The 14,720-nt window shown below is 37.8% G+C and carries 16 protein-coding genes; 15 read left to right on the forward strand and 1 reads right to left on the reverse strand.

The window, feature by feature from the left end:
* Positions 1-84: 84 nt before the first annotated feature.
* The 14 genes from rnz to G7081_RS05035 all read left to right on the forward strand — a co-directional run bounded on the left by rnz (position 85) and on the right by G7081_RS05035 (position 13,209).
* Entirely contained in the window at positions 85-1,017 is a 933-nt protein-coding gene (rnz, locus tag G7081_RS04970) for a ribonuclease Z (protein ID WP_166007854.1), read from the forward strand.
* 23 nt (positions 1,018-1,040) lie between these two features.
* Positions 1,041-1,451 carry a LapA family protein gene (locus G7081_RS04975; RefSeq protein ID WP_166007855.1) on the forward strand — a complete coding sequence of 137 codons (411 nt, stop codon included), beginning with the start codon at positions 1,041-1,043 and terminating at the stop codon, positions 1,449-1,451.
* A gap of 64 nt (positions 1,452-1,515) precedes the next feature.
* On the forward strand, positions 1,516-3,810 hold the full coding sequence (recJ, locus tag G7081_RS04980; RefSeq protein WP_166007856.1) for a single-stranded-DNA-specific exonuclease RecJ: 2,295 nt from the start codon (positions 1,516-1,518) through the stop codon (positions 3,808-3,810).
* Between the two features lie 11 nt (positions 3,811-3,821).
* Positions 3,822-4,346 (forward strand): adenine phosphoribosyltransferase, encoded by a 525-nt coding sequence (locus G7081_RS04985; protein WP_166007857.1) that lies wholly within the window; start codon positions 3,822-3,824, stop codon positions 4,344-4,346.
* 121 nt (positions 4,347-4,467) lie between these two features.
* Entirely contained in the window at positions 4,468-5,187 is a 720-nt protein-coding gene (locus G7081_RS04990) for a response regulator transcription factor (protein ID WP_166007858.1), read from the forward strand.
* Positions 5,174-6,925, forward strand: a complete 1,752-nt coding sequence (locus G7081_RS04995) for a sensor histidine kinase (RefSeq protein ID WP_166007859.1) — start codon at positions 5,174-5,176, stop codon at positions 6,923-6,925. Before G7081_RS04990 ends, G7081_RS04995 begins: the two co-directional genes overlap by 14 nt.
* 98 nt (positions 6,926-7,023) lie before the next feature.
* Positions 7,024-7,884, forward strand: coding sequence for a phosphate ABC transporter substrate-binding protein PstS family protein (locus G7081_RS05000; RefSeq protein WP_166007860.1), 861 nt, complete (start codon positions 7,024-7,026; stop codon positions 7,882-7,884).
* Positions 7,877-8,794 carry a phosphate ABC transporter permease subunit PstC gene (gene pstC / locus G7081_RS05005; RefSeq protein WP_166007861.1) on the forward strand — a complete coding sequence of 306 codons (918 nt, stop codon included), beginning with the start codon at positions 7,877-7,879 and terminating at the stop codon, positions 8,792-8,794. The genes G7081_RS05000 and pstC overlap by 8 nt, the downstream gene beginning before the upstream one ends.
* Positions 8,795-9,676 (forward strand): phosphate ABC transporter permease PstA, encoded by an 882-nt coding sequence (gene pstA, locus G7081_RS05010; RefSeq protein WP_166007862.1) that lies wholly within the window; start codon positions 8,795-8,797, stop codon positions 9,674-9,676.
* An 11-nt stretch (positions 9,677-9,687) separates the two neighbouring features.
* Positions 9,688-10,461 (forward strand): phosphate ABC transporter ATP-binding protein PstB, encoded by a 774-nt coding sequence (gene pstB, locus G7081_RS05015; protein ID WP_166007863.1) that lies wholly within the window; start codon positions 9,688-9,690, stop codon positions 10,459-10,461.
* A 12-nt stretch (positions 10,462-10,473) separates the two neighbouring features.
* Positions 10,474-11,217, forward strand: a complete 744-nt coding sequence (gene pstB, locus G7081_RS05020) for a phosphate ABC transporter ATP-binding protein PstB (RefSeq protein ID WP_166007864.1) — start codon at positions 10,474-10,476, stop codon at positions 11,215-11,217.
* Positions 11,218-11,226: 9 nt separating this feature from the next.
* Positions 11,227-11,880: a phosphate signaling complex protein PhoU gene (gene phoU, locus G7081_RS05025; protein WP_166007865.1), complete on the forward strand. Its 654-nt coding sequence runs from the start codon at positions 11,227-11,229 to the stop codon at positions 11,878-11,880.
* 40 nt (positions 11,881-11,920) lie between these two features.
* Positions 11,921-12,682: a TerC family protein gene (locus G7081_RS05030; RefSeq protein WP_166007866.1), complete on the forward strand. Its 762-nt coding sequence runs from the start codon at positions 11,921-11,923 to the stop codon at positions 12,680-12,682.
* On the forward strand, positions 12,679-13,209 hold the full coding sequence (locus G7081_RS05035) for a PepSY domain-containing protein (RefSeq protein WP_166007867.1): 531 nt from the start codon (positions 12,679-12,681) through the stop codon (positions 13,207-13,209). The genes G7081_RS05030 and G7081_RS05035 overlap by 4 nt, the downstream gene beginning before the upstream one ends.
* Before the next feature lie 40 nt (positions 13,210-13,249).
* Here the strand turns inward: G7081_RS05035 and G7081_RS05040 are convergent, their stop codons facing one another.
* Positions 13,250-13,861 carry an acetate uptake transporter gene (locus G7081_RS05040; protein WP_166007868.1) on the reverse strand — a complete coding sequence of 204 codons (612 nt, stop codon included), beginning with the start codon at positions 13,859-13,861 and terminating at the stop codon, positions 13,250-13,252.
* Positions 13,862-14,074: 213 nt separating this feature from the next.
* On the opposite strand from G7081_RS05040, the gene G7081_RS05045 reads away from it, so the two are divergent.
* Positions 14,075-14,713, forward strand: a complete 639-nt coding sequence (locus G7081_RS05045; RefSeq protein ID WP_166007869.1) for a lysozyme family protein — start codon at positions 14,075-14,077, stop codon at positions 14,711-14,713.
* The last annotated feature ends 7 nt before the right edge of the window (positions 14,714-14,720 follow it).

Consider the following 14,720-nt stretch of genomic DNA (forward strand, 5'->3'; position numbering starts at 1 on the left):
GTCTTTTTTGTTACAATAGAAGAGACGTAAAGGCAGTCATTTGACTGAGTGTATTTGAAAATAATTTTAGAGAGTTTGGTATAAATGGAAATACAATTCTTAGGAACAGGTGCTGGCGTACCAGCGAAACAACGAAATGTCACAAGTATCGCTTTGAAGTTATTAGATGAGCGAAATGCCGTATGGCTATTTGATTGTGGCGAAGGGACACAACAACAAATTTTAAGAACAAATATTAGACCTCGTAAAATAGAAAAAATTTTTATTACACACCTACACGGGGATCATATTTTTGGCTTGCCTGGCTTATTAAGTAGTCGTTCATTCCAAGGCGGCGTAGAGCCATTAACTATTATTGGACCTAAAGGGATTAAAGATTTTGTGGAAACGAGTTTAAGAGTATCCGAATCTCATTTGAAATATCCCATCATTTACAATGAAATTGATGAGACAGGTGAAATTTTTAAGGATCATCAATTTACGGTTGTTTGCGAACCATTAGATCATCGTATTAAATGCTTTGGTTACCGAATTGAAGAAGCAGACTACGACGGAGAGCTTCAAGTTGAAAAATTACGTGCTGAGAATGTTCCTTCCGGACCAATCTATGGTAAGCTGAAAAGCGGTAAGAAAGTCGAATTGCCAGATGGTCGCATTCTGGACGGCAAAGATTATGTGGGTGAACCACAAAAAGGCCGTGTCGTAACAATTTTAGGAGATACTAGAAAGCACCCCAATGCTATTAAGTTAGCTAAAGATGCTGACGTTTTAGTTCATGAAAGCACCTTTAACCAAGAAGAGGCCAAGTTAGCCAAGGCTTATTTCCATTCAACAACGAAACAAGCAGCAGAAGTTGCAATTGAAGCCAATGTAAAACGCGTATTCTTAACACACATTAGTGCTAGGTATGTGGGTAAAGCTGCTAATGATTTAGAAAAAGAAGCCCAAGCGGTCTTTAATGATAGTCAGATAGTGAAAGATTTTGATTTATTTGATATTCCCTTTCCAGGAAAATAAGGATTATAGGAGATGTAGTGCATATGAGAGAACAAGGTAAATTAATTTTTAGTTTTATTTTAGTCGGTTTTATTGCAGTTTTTTCTGTCATTAATATTCGACCAACACGTGTTAATTTCGGCTTTGCTGAATTTGAGTTTCCACTTATTTATGTCATCTTAGGTTCAGCTGTAGTCGGAGCCTTGATTGTTGGGATGTCACTATTTTCAAGTTACTGGAAACAACGCAAAAAAATTAAGCGTTTAGAGGAAGAAATTAAAGAAGCAGAGCAAGGTGTTGAAGGTAAAGTATTAGCATCGGGTGCAGAACTTTACGCTCAAATTGCCGCGAAAGATCAAAAAATTGTTGAGTTAGAACGTCAAGTTAAAATCTATGCAGAAGGTTATACTCAACCCATTCAACTGTCGGATATTGACGAACATATTGCTGATTAATACAAACGTCTGACCTGTTGTCAGGCGTTTTCTAATGATTATTTATAGTTTAGGAGCTAAGAAGATGGGAAAACCAAATTATTCATGGAAAGTAACGGAAGATAATCAAGCGAGTACCAGCTTAATTCCGTGGTTAAGTAGCCATGATTTACCTGAAATGTTTGCACCGTTGTTATGGCAACGTGGTATCCAAACTGAAGAAATGTTACAAGCCTTCTTTGAGCCAACACCAGATTTAATTCATGATCCATATTTAATGTTTGATATGGAAAAAGCGGTTGAGCGAATTCAAGAAGGAATCGCTATGGGTCAATCTATCTTGATTTATGGTGATTACGATGCTGATGGCATTACTAGTACGACAGTCTTAAAAGAAGCAATTGAAACGGTTGGGGGAGAAGTTTCTGTCTATTTACCTGATCGTTTCAAAGATGGTTACGGGCCGAATAAAGAGACTTATAAACGCTTGATTGAAGAACGTGGCATTGAACTAATTGTCACTGTCGATAATGGTGTAGCAGGTCATGATGCGATTGACTATGCTAACTCAGTTGGTGTGGATGTTGTCGTCACAGATCATCATGAAATCCCTCAAGAATTACCAAATGCTTATGCAATTGTTCACCCACGTCATCCTGAAGGTAATTATCCATTTGGCGAGTTGGCAGGTGTGGGTGTTGCTTTCAAACTAGCGACAGCCTTATTAGAAGAGTTGCCGGAAGAGATGCTTGATCTTGTGGCAATTGGTACGGTTGCCGATTTAGTCCCTCTGACAGGTGAAAATCGAGTCCTCGTTCAATATGGTTTAGAAGTGATGAAACAAGGTCAAAGAATGGGCTTGACGACTTTATTGAGAGCAGCCGATATTAAGCCACAAGATATTACGGAAGAGTCAATCGGCTTTGGAATTGCTCCCCGTTTAAATGCAATTGGCCGATTGGGAGATGCTACACCGGGAGTCGTATTGTTGAGCAGTTTTGACAAAGAGGAAGCGGACGGACTAGCAAATCAGATTAATACTGTGAATCAAGAACGCCAAAGTATTGTAAAAGAAATTTCAGCAGAAGCATTAGCGATGATTAATGGTAGTGCCTCGCAAGATATCTATGTCTTAGCTAAAGAAGGTTGGCATGTTGGTGTTTTAGGGATTGTTGCTAGTAAAATAGTTCAAGAAACTGGACGTCCAGCCTTAGTTTTAGGAATCGACCCTGAAACAGGTATTGCAAAAGGATCAGGACGAAGTATTGAACAAATTAATTTATATGAGGCACTTAATAGTGCAGCTGAACTGTTCACTGCCTTTGGAGGTCATCAAATGGCCGCAGGTATGTCCTTACCATCAGAAAATTTAGAAAAACTACAAGTGCAATTAAATAAATTTGTAGAAGAGTTGCAGATTGATTTTTCTGAAGGCCCAACGCTAAGTGTTGATAGTGAAATTGACATCGCCGACATCACAATTAAACAAATTCAAGAACTTAGAAAACTTGCGCCCTTTGGAACTGATAATCCGGCACCTAACTTTTTAATCACTGATGTTCAGCCTGTCCAAGTGAAACAAATTGGAGCGGATAAAAATCATTTGAAATTTCAAGTGGCTGATACTGGTGGTAATCTCGATTGCTTAGCCTTTAATTTAGGCACAGAATACGATGAATTGGCGACAGCAGAAAAAGTTTCTGTTGTGGGACAGCTGAGTATCAATGAATGGAACGGCAATCAAAAACCACAAGTCATGATTAATGATTTTAAAATTCCAGGGTTACAGCTTTTAGATAAGCGCGGTCAAAAAATAAAGTTAGATCAGCATAATTCTGAAACAACGTTGTTTATTTATAGTGATGAGAAACTTTTTGAAAAAGCGTCAGAAAAAACGGAACACAATGTGTTAATAGGTAATGCCATTCCTAAAGGAGGATGGACTGATATTGTATTAGTCGATTGTCCAGTTGAAAAAGCTGAATTAAAAGAGATGTTATTACAATTAGAACCTAAAAAAATATTTGTTTATTTAACGTCAAAAGATGAAGCCTATTTAAATGGCATGCCTTCTAGAGAACAGTTTGGTCTGCTCTTTAAGTTCATTGCCAATCAGAAAAATGTTGATGTTAGACACAAATTACCTGCCATCAGTCAGTATTTGAAAATCAAACCGCAAGTATTAATTTTCATGATTCAAGTGTTTTCTGACTTAGGATTTGTTACAATAGAAAATGGTTTGATGAATAAAGTTGAGAATCCTATTAGTCGTGAGCTGGAGGAAAGTAAACTTTATCAACAGCGTGAAAAACAAATGAAAACAGAAGAGTTTTTATTATATAGCAAAATCAGTGAGTTAAGAGATTGGTTGCTAAACTAGGAGGAAATCAAGTGAACTTAAAAAATTATATTGCTAGCATTCCTAATTACCCAGTGGAAGGCGTTACTTTCAGAGATATCTCACCATTAATGGGAGATGGTGAGGCTTATCGTGAAGCCACACAACAGATTGTTGAATATGCCAAAGAAAAACAGGCAGACATGATTGTTGGGCCAGAGGCACGTGGTTTTATTATTGGGTGTCCTGTTGCTTACGAATTAGGTATTGGCTTTGCACCTGCGCGTAAAAAAGGGAAGCTACCCCGTGAAACGATTGAAGTAGATTATGGTTTAGAATATGGCTCTGATATTTTAACTCTACATAAAGATGCGATTAAACCAGGTCAGCGTGTGATGATTTGTGATGACTTATTAGCTACGGGCGGAACAATCGAAGCAACAATTCAACTAATTGAACAATTAGGCGGAGTCGTTGTGGGTTGTGCGTTCTTAATTGAATTAATTGATTTAAATGGTCGTGCTAAGATTGAAGGATATGATATCAAAGCTTTAATGGAATATGCAGAAGCGGATTAATTTAAAAGCATTCATCTATTGATGGATGCTTTTTTAAGTCTTATTTTTTTATTTAGGTAAATCTCATGATATGATTAACTCAAGTTAAGAAAAATATTCTTATACATAAGGAGCTAGGGAAATGGCTATTTTAATTATTGAAGATGAACCAGCAATTGCAAAGCTTTTAGAATATAACTTGGCACAAGCAGGATTTAATACAACTGTTTGTCAGGATGGATTGGCAGGCTTTGAAGAAGCACAAGCAAAAGACTATCAATGTTTGCTCGTTGATTTGATGTTGCCAAGTATGACTGGTTTGGAAATCATCAAAGAACTACGTCATCTGAAAAACTACACACCGATTGTCATGTTAACAGCAAAAGATAATGAAGTGGATAAGGTGATGGCGTTAGAACTTGGTGCGGATGATTATATCACGAAGCCTTTTAGTCCTCGTGAATTAGAAGCGCGCTTAAAAGCAGTGATTCGTCGTGATGAATTACGGTCAGATAAATCAGTAGCAAGTCCTGTAGCAACAAAAGAGGTGCTGAGATGTGGCACTTTAGCACTAAATACTAAAAATTATCAAGTAACCTTAGATGGAGAGCTGCTTGATTTAACAAAAACCCAGTTTACGATTTTATCTTATATGATGAAGAATAAAGGATTAATTATAAGTCGCGACCAATTGATTGATGGCTTGGGTATGCTGGAATTGTCGGGTGGTACCCGTAGTATTGATATGCACATGGGAAAACTTCGTGAAAAAATTGAAGAGAATCCTAAAGAACCACGCTATTTAAAAACGATTCGCGGTTTTGGTTATCGTTTAGAGGATGGTGAACATGAAACTAAATAAAAAAATGATTACCGTCATCATCATGGCGATTATCTTAGTGATTGCCGGTTACTTTTTTAGTAATCGTTATGTGACAAAACAGTTATTTAGTCAACATCGTAAAGAAATGATTGATGAAGCAAATGTCATTCTTTATGCGACAGATATTACCGATTGGTCGACAGATATTTCAGTTGAACAAAAGCAACTGATTAAAGAAATATCAAATCAAAATAGTCAACGCATTTCTGTTGTTAGTCCTGAGGGAACGATGATTTTTGATAGTGAGAGTGACTCGGAAATTGGCAATAATATGAGTCACCGTCCAGAAATTAAAGAAGTCTTATCAGGCGATAAAGTTGGCTCAGATATTCGAATGAGTGCGACTTTAAAAGAATCTTATTATTATATTGCTATCCCGGTCATGTCAGATGGGAAGTTAATGGGAATTCTGCGACTTTCTGAAAAAGCCAGTGGGTTCGTCGATAATATTAATCAATTTAAGAAGTTGATTATGGCGTTGCTCATTGCTTTTATGGTGATTGTCTTCCTACTAGGTTGGAATGTTAATTCTATTCAAAAACGACGTGAATTAGTTTTGACCAAAGCCCTAACAGGAATAAAAAAAGGGGAATACACAGATAAGTATTTATTGACAGACAATGGTGAGTTGTCGCAACTTGGTTTAACCGTCAGAAGTCTGGCTGATGAGTTAGAAAAACAAACCCAAGATTTTAATTTAAGTGAGCAGCGTTTTGAAGAGTTGCTGAATGTTTTAAGTTTAGGTGTGGTAGTGATTTCTCAAGACCGTCAGATTGTTATGGCAAATCCGTTTGCTTCCCACGTGCTTGGTTTAGAGGGTCAAGATTTAGGGAAAGACTATCATCATTATTTACCAGGTGTTGACCTTTATGAACAAGTTGAGGCCACATTTGAAACGAATCAATCTTTTAGTACGAAAAAAGAATGGCAGCAACATTGGTATAAAATTAAAGGGAACACTATTTTGAATGATCATCAAAAGCAAGTGGTGATTTTATTTTACGATGTGACAGATGAAGAAAATTTACTCGTTCATCAAAGTGATTTTATCGGAAATGTTTCTCATGAGTTAAAGACCCCAGTCACAGCTATTAAAGGCTTTAGTGAAAGTTTGCTCGATGGGGCCAAGGATCAACCGGAAGTAGCAGAAGACTTTATTCAAATTATCAACCAACAAAGTATCCGTTTAGAAAACTTGATCACTGATATTTTAGAATTATCTAAAGTGTCATCAGAGACAGGTGATAAACTTGTTCAGCCTGTTGATTTGCGTAAGACGTTAAATGACTTGAAGCAACAATATGAGTTGGAGTTGGCTAAAAAGGATCTAACCCTAGAGTTTGAATCAGTAGGTAAAGGGTTAATTTTTAGTCAAGAGCAATTGGTTTATCAAGTGTTAGATAATATTCTAAGTAATAGTGTTAAGTACACCGATGAAGGTGGCCTAATTAAAGTGATGATTAACGAATCTTCTGACGAAGTCGGAGTCCAGATTTCAGATAATGGTCGTGGGATTCCGGAGGCTGATTTGAGTCGAGTGTTTGAACGGTTTTACCGAGTTGATAAAGCTCGTACAAGTGACATCAAAGGCACCGGTTTAGGGTTATCCATAGTTAAAGAGCTAGTGGAAACCTTACAAGGTGAAATTAAGCTGACAAGTCAAGAAAATAAAGGGACTACCGTTACGGTGACCTTACCCAAAGGAGTCGATCAATAAATCGGCTTTTTTTTTTACCTAAATTTTACAATAGGCAAACATTAATTTTACAAGGCTTTCGTATACTGATAGTAATAAAGGAATTGGGAGGCAATCTGATGAAAAAATTTGGCTTATTGTTAGCATCTGTTTTTTTACTAACAGGCTGTGGCGCAAAACTGGCATCAACAACGGCGGTTGGTTCAACGGCATTACAACCCTTAGTAGAAGCTGGGGCACATGATTTTATGCAACAGCATAAGGGACGCGTGGTGAATGTCCAAGGTGGGGGAAGTGGAACCGGTTTAAGTCAGGTACAAGCAGGTGCGGTGGAAATTGGGAACTCCGATGTCTTTGCTGACGAGAAAAAAGGCATTAAAGCTGAGCAACTGGTTGATTATAAAGTTGCAGTCATCGGGATTGCACCTGTGGTTAATCCGAATGTTGGTGTGACAGATATTTCTAAAAGCGATTTGAAAGGCTTATTTTCAGGTGAGATTACCAATTGGAAAGATCTTGGTGGTAAAGATTTACCTGTGATAGTGATTAATCGTAGTGAGGGTTCGGGAACCCGTCTGAACTTTGAAAAGTATGGGTTAGATAATATTGCCGTTAAACCGAGCCAAGAACAAGAAGCTAATGGAATGACACGAGAAATTGTTAGTCAAACACCGGGTGCTGTTAGTTACATGGCATTACCTTATATCGATCAATCAGTTCGCGCCTTGGCAATAGAGGGTGTGGAAGCCAGTGTTGAAACGATTGCGACGAACCAATGGTCAATTTGGTCTTATGAACATATGTATACCCAGTTAGAAGTAGATGAGTTAACCCAAGAATTTATTGATCACATGATGTCGCATGACATTCAAGAGAAAGTCTTTAAGAAATTGGGTTACATTCCCATCGCTAATATGAAGGTTGAACGAGATAGCTTGGGGGAAGTAACAGAAGTAAAAGGAGGGGAAACTAGTGAGTAGCTTGAATCAGTCGTTACTGGGAACATCTAAAAAAGCCAGTGTTGAAAAACGTGGACACACGATTAGTTTGTTGGCCGTTTTATTATTAGCAGTCACAGTAGTGTCGATTTTTGTTTTTATTAGTGCCAAGGGGTTGCCATTATTTTTCAATGACAAGGTCCAGTTAAGTCAGTTTTTCTTTGGCGATCAATGGTCACCTGGTAAAACGAATGAACAAGGCTTTAGTTTAGTGGGTGTCTTACCAATGTTAGTCGGATCAACGGCGGTCACGTTACTAGCGTTAGTCATGGTGACGCCCTTAGCCATTGCCACAGGATTATTCATCACCGAACTTTCACCAAAGATTGGTAAATATATCTTGCAACCCTTATTAGAACTTTTAGTCGGTATTCCCTCGGTTGTTTATGGTTTTGTTGGTTTGTCAGTTGTAGTGCCGTTTATGCGTAATACCTTCGGAGGAAGTGGGTTTGGGATCTTAGCAGGTGGAATTGTTTTAGCCATGATGATTTTACCAACAGTGGCAAGTATGACCGTAGATGCTTTAAACCGAGTGCCAAAGCATCTGAAACATTCTTCCTTAGCCTTAGGAGCTAATGAGTTTCAAACGATGTATCGAGTGACTTTAAGAGTAGCTAAACCAGGTATTTTAACAGGAGTTGTTTTTGGTTTAGCTCGTGCTTTCGGAGAAGCACTGGCGGTTCAGATGGTTATCGGGAATGCGATTGTTATTCCAGACAGTTTGGTGATGCCAGCCACAACACTGACAAGTGTCTTAACTCAAGGGATGGGAAATACCATCATGGGAACCTTTGAGAATGATGCGTTATGGACGTTAGCCTTTATTCTGCTATTTATGTCACTAGTCTTTAATTTAATTATCAAACGTATTAGTCAGAAAGGACAGGTCTAAATGAAAAAAGAACAGTTGAATAAAGTAAACAATGTCATGATTAGTTTATTGACTGGGATTGTCATTTTACTGGCAGGGAGTTTTCTTTTATACGTGCTAGTTAGAGGATTTTCGGTCATTTCATGGGAATTTCTGACACAGCCATCTAAAGCTTTTGAAGCAGGAGGTGGCATTGGGATTCAGTTATTTAACTCGTTGTATATTATGATCTTAACCTTACTTATTTGTTTGCCAATAGCATTAGGGGCAGGGATTTATTTAGCTGAATATGCTAAAGACTCTGCTGTGACAAGAGGGTTTCGCTTGTTAATAGAAATGATGAGTTCGTTACCTTCGATTGTTATCGGTTTGTTTGGTTACTTGTTTATTGTGATTAAGCTGGATATTGGCTTCTCAGTTATTGCAGGTGCCATTAGTTTAGCCATTTTAAATGTTGCCTTTCTAACACGAGTAGTGGAAGATGCCATCCGTAGTGTGGATGGTGCTCAACGTGAAGGGGGCATTGCTTTAGGCTTAAGTCGTTGGGAAACAGTGACTAAGTTATTAATTCCATCAGCTATTCCAGGAATTGTAACAGGAGTGGTTTTAGTAGCGGGACGGACCTTTGGAGAAGCAGCCGCTTTGATTTTCTCTTCTGGCCAAAGTGCACCGGCGATGGACTTCAGCAATTGGAATCCCTTTGATCCGACGAGTCCACTAAATCCATTTCGACCTGCAGAAACGTTAGCAGTCCATATTTGGAAAATCAATAGTGAAGGCTTAATGCCTGATGGCCCAATGGTTGCTGCAGGCGCGGGGACAGTCTTACTGATTATTATTTTAATCTTTAACATCTCCGCAAAATTAATTGGTCGTGGCTTAGAGAAAAAACTATCAAGTTAGGAGGATCTGAGATGGAAGCAGTAAAAAAACAAAATGTTGCCTTAGATATTAAAGCATTATCAGTTTATTATGGAACACATCAAGCAGTTAAAGCTGTTGATATGGTCATTCCAAAGAATAAAATTAGTGCCTTGATCGGTCCTTCAGGTTGTGGCAAATCGACATTCTTGAAAGCTCTCAATCGAATGCATGACGTGAGTGATAATCGACAAGTGACAGGCCAAATTATTTATCAAGATATTGATGTGAATACAGATAAAGTCGATCAATACTTACTACGCCAAAAAATTGGCATGGTCTTCCAGAAACCAAATCCCTTTCGGATGAGTATCCGTCGAAATATTAGCTTTGCACTCGAACGCCATGGCTTGAAAGATAAACAACTTTTGGCTGATAAAGTGGAAACTAGTTTAAAGCAAGTCGGGTTATGGGATGAGGTCAAAGATGAGCTAGACAAAAGTGCCTTAGCCTTGTCAGGTGGTCAACAACAACGCTTGTGTATTGCTCGGGTGCTTGCAATGGAACCAGACATTATTTTGATGGATGAGCCAACCAGTGCTTTGGATCCCATTTCCACAGGAAAGATTGAAGAAACCTTAGATGAGTTAAAGAAGGATTACACAATCATTATGGTCACTCATAACTTGGCGCAAGCATCACGCTTAAGTGACTATACCGGCTTCTTTAATTACGGTGAGTTGATTGAGTATGATAACACAGCCAAAATCTTTACAGATCCTGCTGTGGAATTAACTCACAGTTATATAACAGGTGAGTTTGGGTAAGGGGGAAAAGAGATGTTAACAGTCGATAAAATGAGTGTTTTTTATGATGATTTTGAAGCCGTCAAACAAGTTTCTATGTCTTTTGAAGAGAAAGGCATCACTGCCTTAATTGGTCCATCTGGCTGTGGCAAGTCGACCTTTTTAAAATCGCTAAATCGAATGAATGATTTAGTTCCTGGTGCGCGAGTTACGGGGGCGATTGAGTACCAAGGGAAAGATATTTATGATGAAGCAGTTGATGTTACGCAGTTACGCCAAGACATCGGCTTAGTCTTTCAACAGCCCAATCCATTTCCATTTTCTATTTATGAGAATGTGGTGTATGGTTTGAAAGCCAATGGGATAAAAGATAAGGCAATCTTGGATGAGGCCGTGGAAACAAGCTTACGCAAAGCAGCTATTTGGGATGAAGTCAAAGATAAACTAAACAGTCGTGCTGATAGTTTATCTGGTGGACAACAACAGCGAGTTTGTATTGCAAGAGTGTTAGCGATGAATCCAAAAGTAATTTTAATGGATGAACCAACTAGTGCTTTAGATCCCATCTCAACGAAAGAAATTGAAGAGATGTTAGATACGATTAAACGTGAGCACACCATTATTATGGTGACGCACAACTTGCAACAAGCCAGCCGAATATCAGATAAAACAGCTTTCTTCTCAAAGGGGCATTTAATTGAGTTTGGTCCTACGAAAGACATCTTTTTAACACCACAAGAAAAAGCAACGGAAAATTACATTGCAGGGAAATTATAGGAGGGTATTATGAGTGAAAGATTAGATCGTAAAATTAAACGTGTCAATATGTCGATGGTTGAGATGACAACCTTAGTTAATCGTGGTATTCGTAATGCGCTAGAAGCATTTGAAAAGAAAGACTTTGCTTTAGCAGAAGAGGTTATTGAGGATGATTTTTTAATTAATGATAAAGAGCTAGATATTGACCGTAAATGTGTCGAAGTCATCGCGTTACAGCACCCTGTTAGTAGTGTTTTACGGGGCGTTATTTCAGTGATGAAAGCCAGTTCTGATTTAGAGAGAATCGGAGATCATGCAGCGAGTATAGCCAAAGCAACCATTCAATTGGAAGGGAAAGAATCTTATCCAGTCATTGAAAAGCAGCTGTATGAAGTAGGTCAAATGATTTACAACATGGGGAATCAAGCAGTTGAAGCTTTTATTAAAGAAGATGCCCATTTTGCCCAAGAAATTGCCAGTCACAATCAAGTTGTTTCAGAAAAATATAGTGAGTTTTATGACGCCGCTGTAGCTATGATGATCAAAGATTCTGATAGTGTTCTGACAATGACTGAATACTTGAAAGTTGGCCGTTATTTAGAAAGAATTGGCGATTATATTACCAACGTTTGTGAGTGGAGTGTTTACCGGGAAACAGGCGAAATGGTGGACTTAAAATAGTAATATAAAAAATAAAAAGATTTAATACTGGAGGAATATGATGGATTTTATTATTAATTTGTATCAACCGTTTTTTGACAAAGCTAACTGGGTAGAGTTTTTTAGTAACCCGGAAGCATGGTTGTTATTAGGTACATTAGTTTTAATGGAGTGTTTACTATCTGTTGATAATGCTGTTGTATTGGCGGCGCAAACGAAAACATTAGATGATCCTGCTGATCGCCGTCGTGCTTTAACTTATGGGTTATGGGGAGCTTACATCTTTAGATTCATCGCGATTGGGCTAGGAACGTACTTAATTCACATGTGGCAAATCAAAGTCTTAGGTGCGGCATATTTGATGTATCTAGCAGTAAAATACTTTACTAAAAAAGAAGACTCACATGTTGTAGAAGGTCATGTTGCTAAAGCAGCAAAAGGCTTTTGGTATACGGTGATTTCAATTGAATTGATGGATTTAGCATTCTCAGTAGATGCTGTGTTAGCATCGTTAGCTGTATCAGAAAATCCAGTTGTTATTTTATTAGGGGGATTAGTTGGGATTTTATGTATGCGTGGCATTGCTTCATTTATTGCTAAATTAATGGATAAAATTCCTGAGTTGGAAGCAATGGCTTATTTCTTAATCTTCTTTATTGGGATTAAATTATTCTTGTCAATCCCAATGATAAACATCCATATTCCAGCAAGTCTTTTTGCAATGGTCGTTTTTGGAGCAATCATTGTCACTGTGGCAATCAATCGCTTTAAACGTGTACGTGTCCAACAACCAGTTAGAGTAAAAGGGAGAGATGATCGATGAAAAAATTATCATTAATTGTAGCAACCTTTGGGATGGTAGGTTTATTAGCAGCCTGTCAAAAAGTATCAAAAGAAGATGTGACGAGGTTGTTCACTCAAGATTTAGCAACGTATGAAACAACTTTTCATCAAGCTAATCCTGAAGTAAAGGTTTCAGATATTGAGATTGACTTTGACGGGAAAGCAATAAAAGTCGCTGTTAAAGGACAAGATGCAGAACGTGATTATGAAACAAGCATGACTTATGATGGGGCAAAAATTTTGAAAGAACGTTCAGAAAAATTAGATCGTGAAGATAAACAAGAAGCGCCAGAAGTTCTAACGAATTTAAAAGAGTTAGCGACATTAACAGAATTAGAGTCAGCGTTGAAAAAAGAAGCAGTTGATATAGAGACGATTGAAAGTATGGAGTTAGGCAAAGAACTTGGTCAAAATATATGGGAAGTTCAAACGAAAGAAGGCCGTCAAGAATTTAATTATTTCTTCAATGCTGAAACAGCTGAGTTAATCAAAAAAGAACGAGATTAAAAAAAGCACTCGCAATTTTGCGAGTGCTTTTAATTCATGTTTATTTGAAAATGCCGAACGGTTTTCCAACTGGTAAGAAGATTTTACCGAAGTGTTTGTTTAACACTGCAGCAGCACTTCCGTAAAATGACATAATAGCGATTCCTAATTCTGACCAAGCAGCTAAGCTGTGGAAGAAATCAGGTGCGATGTCTAATGTTGATAAAGCTAATCCTAAGAATAGGAAATCAATCAAAACAAAAATAGTGAATAAAACTTTATGTGTTTCCATGGCACCAATTGTCATGAAGATTGTGAAGATTAGGTAACCGATAAAAGCAAAGCCTAGTTGTTTTGGATCATAACTAGCTTGCAATGCTTCACCGAAGACGCCGTTTTGGGTCATCCAAGCAGTCGCAGTTGCTAACCAAAAGAATCCATAACCAAAGAAAGCTGTAGCGCCAAATAAGTTTTGCTCTTTAGCGTCGTAAACAGCAGCTACGATTTGCAGTAAACCACCTAGGAAAATAGCCCAAGGGATAACGCCACCGACACCATTTGTCCACTCTAATTTTTGTGATGAAGCGACTAACGTTACCATTGCAAGACCGAATAAACCGATTGCTGATGGGTCAATTAGTTTTTGTGATACGATAATTTCTTTCTTTTCCATAAAAGTCTCCTTAAAAATAAAAAATAATAACTTATTAAAAATAGCATCAGACTAGAGCATTGTCAATTACGGATGAGGAGTATCTCATAGTTTGCTTAATATTTATTTAAGGGTGGGAGGTTAACTGTTAATTTTTACTAAACTATAGTAGAATTATAGATTGAATAGTCCTGCAGATAGGTCAGCTATTTGTAGTTGAAAGGTAAGGTAGATATGAAATTTTTTAAAGCAATTGGGCATATTCTTTTTTATGGTCTAATGTTGATTCTGATAGCAGCGATTGGGTTTGGTGGTTATCAAGCTTATAAAACGAACCAACGAGTTCATGATGTAGAACATTGGGAGTCAACAGTAAAAGAAGTAACAGCGGAGTATAACTTGTCTGCTTATAACGATATTGTGATGGCGATTATCTTAACTGAATCCAAAGGTGAGCACCTTGACGTCATGCAAAGTAGTGAAAGTCAATACGGAACAACTGACCTAGTAACAAGTTCTCGTGAGAGTATTGAGATTGGTGTCAAACACTTGTCAGAAGTGTTAAAAGAAGCTCAAGATAAAGGAACAGATATTTGGACGGGTGTCCAAGCCTATAATTTCGGTAGTAATTATATCGAGTATGTTCGTAAAAATGGTGGCATTCATTCGGTTGAATTAGCTGAAAAATATTCTAGAGATGTTTTAGCTCCACTATTAGGAAATAATTTTGGTCAAACGTATCGCTATTTGAAACCACGAGCGATTGCTCATAACGGAGGATATCTCTATAAAGATGGCGGGAACTTTTTCTATGCTGAAACCGTTGAGTGGAACTTACGAATGATGAAGATTTTCCAAGATTTACCATTTTAATAAGTGA

The organism is Vagococcus coleopterorum (genome assembly GCF_011303955.1).
GTDB lineage: Bacteria > Bacillota > Bacilli > Lactobacillales > Vagococcaceae > Vagococcus_D > Vagococcus_D coleopterorum.

Coding starts and splice junctions, on each gene's coding strand:
- G7081_RS05040 (WP_166007868.1), bottom strand. CDS start 13,861: ATGGAAAAGAAAGAAATTATCGTATCACAAAAACTAATTGACCCATCA.
- recJ (WP_166007856.1), top strand. CDS start 1,516: ATGGGAAAACCAAATTATTCATGGAAAGTAACGGAAGATAATCAAGCG.
- G7081_RS05045 (WP_166007869.1), top strand. CDS start 14,075: ATGAAATTTTTTAAAGCAATTGGGCATATTCTTTTTTATGGTCTAATG.
- pstA (WP_166007862.1), top strand. CDS start 8,795: ATGAAAAAAGAACAGTTGAATAAAGTAAACAATGTCATGATTAGTTTA.
- phoU (WP_166007865.1), top strand. CDS start 11,227: ATGAGTGAAAGATTAGATCGTAAAATTAAACGTGTCAATATGTCGATG.
- G7081_RS04990 (WP_166007858.1), top strand. CDS start 4,468: ATGGCTATTTTAATTATTGAAGATGAACCAGCAATTGCAAAGCTTTTA.
- G7081_RS04975 (WP_166007855.1), top strand. CDS start 1,041: ATGAGAGAACAAGGTAAATTAATTTTTAGTTTTATTTTAGTCGGTTTT.
- G7081_RS05030 (WP_166007866.1), top strand. CDS start 11,921: ATGGATTTTATTATTAATTTGTATCAACCGTTTTTTGACAAAGCTAAC.
- G7081_RS04995 (WP_166007859.1), top strand. CDS start 5,174: ATGAAACTAAATAAAAAAATGATTACCGTCATCATCATGGCGATTATC.
- G7081_RS05035 (WP_166007867.1), top strand. CDS start 12,679: ATGAAAAAATTATCATTAATTGTAGCAACCTTTGGGATGGTAGGTTTA.
- G7081_RS05000 (WP_166007860.1), top strand. CDS start 7,024: ATGAAAAAATTTGGCTTATTGTTAGCATCTGTTTTTTTACTAACAGGC.
- pstB (WP_166007863.1), top strand. CDS start 9,688: ATGGAAGCAGTAAAAAAACAAAATGTTGCCTTAGATATTAAAGCATTA.
- pstB (WP_166007864.1), top strand. CDS start 10,474: ATGTTAACAGTCGATAAAATGAGTGTTTTTTATGATGATTTTGAAGCC.
- rnz (WP_166007854.1), top strand. CDS start 85: ATGGAAATACAATTCTTAGGAACAGGTGCTGGCGTACCAGCGAAACAA.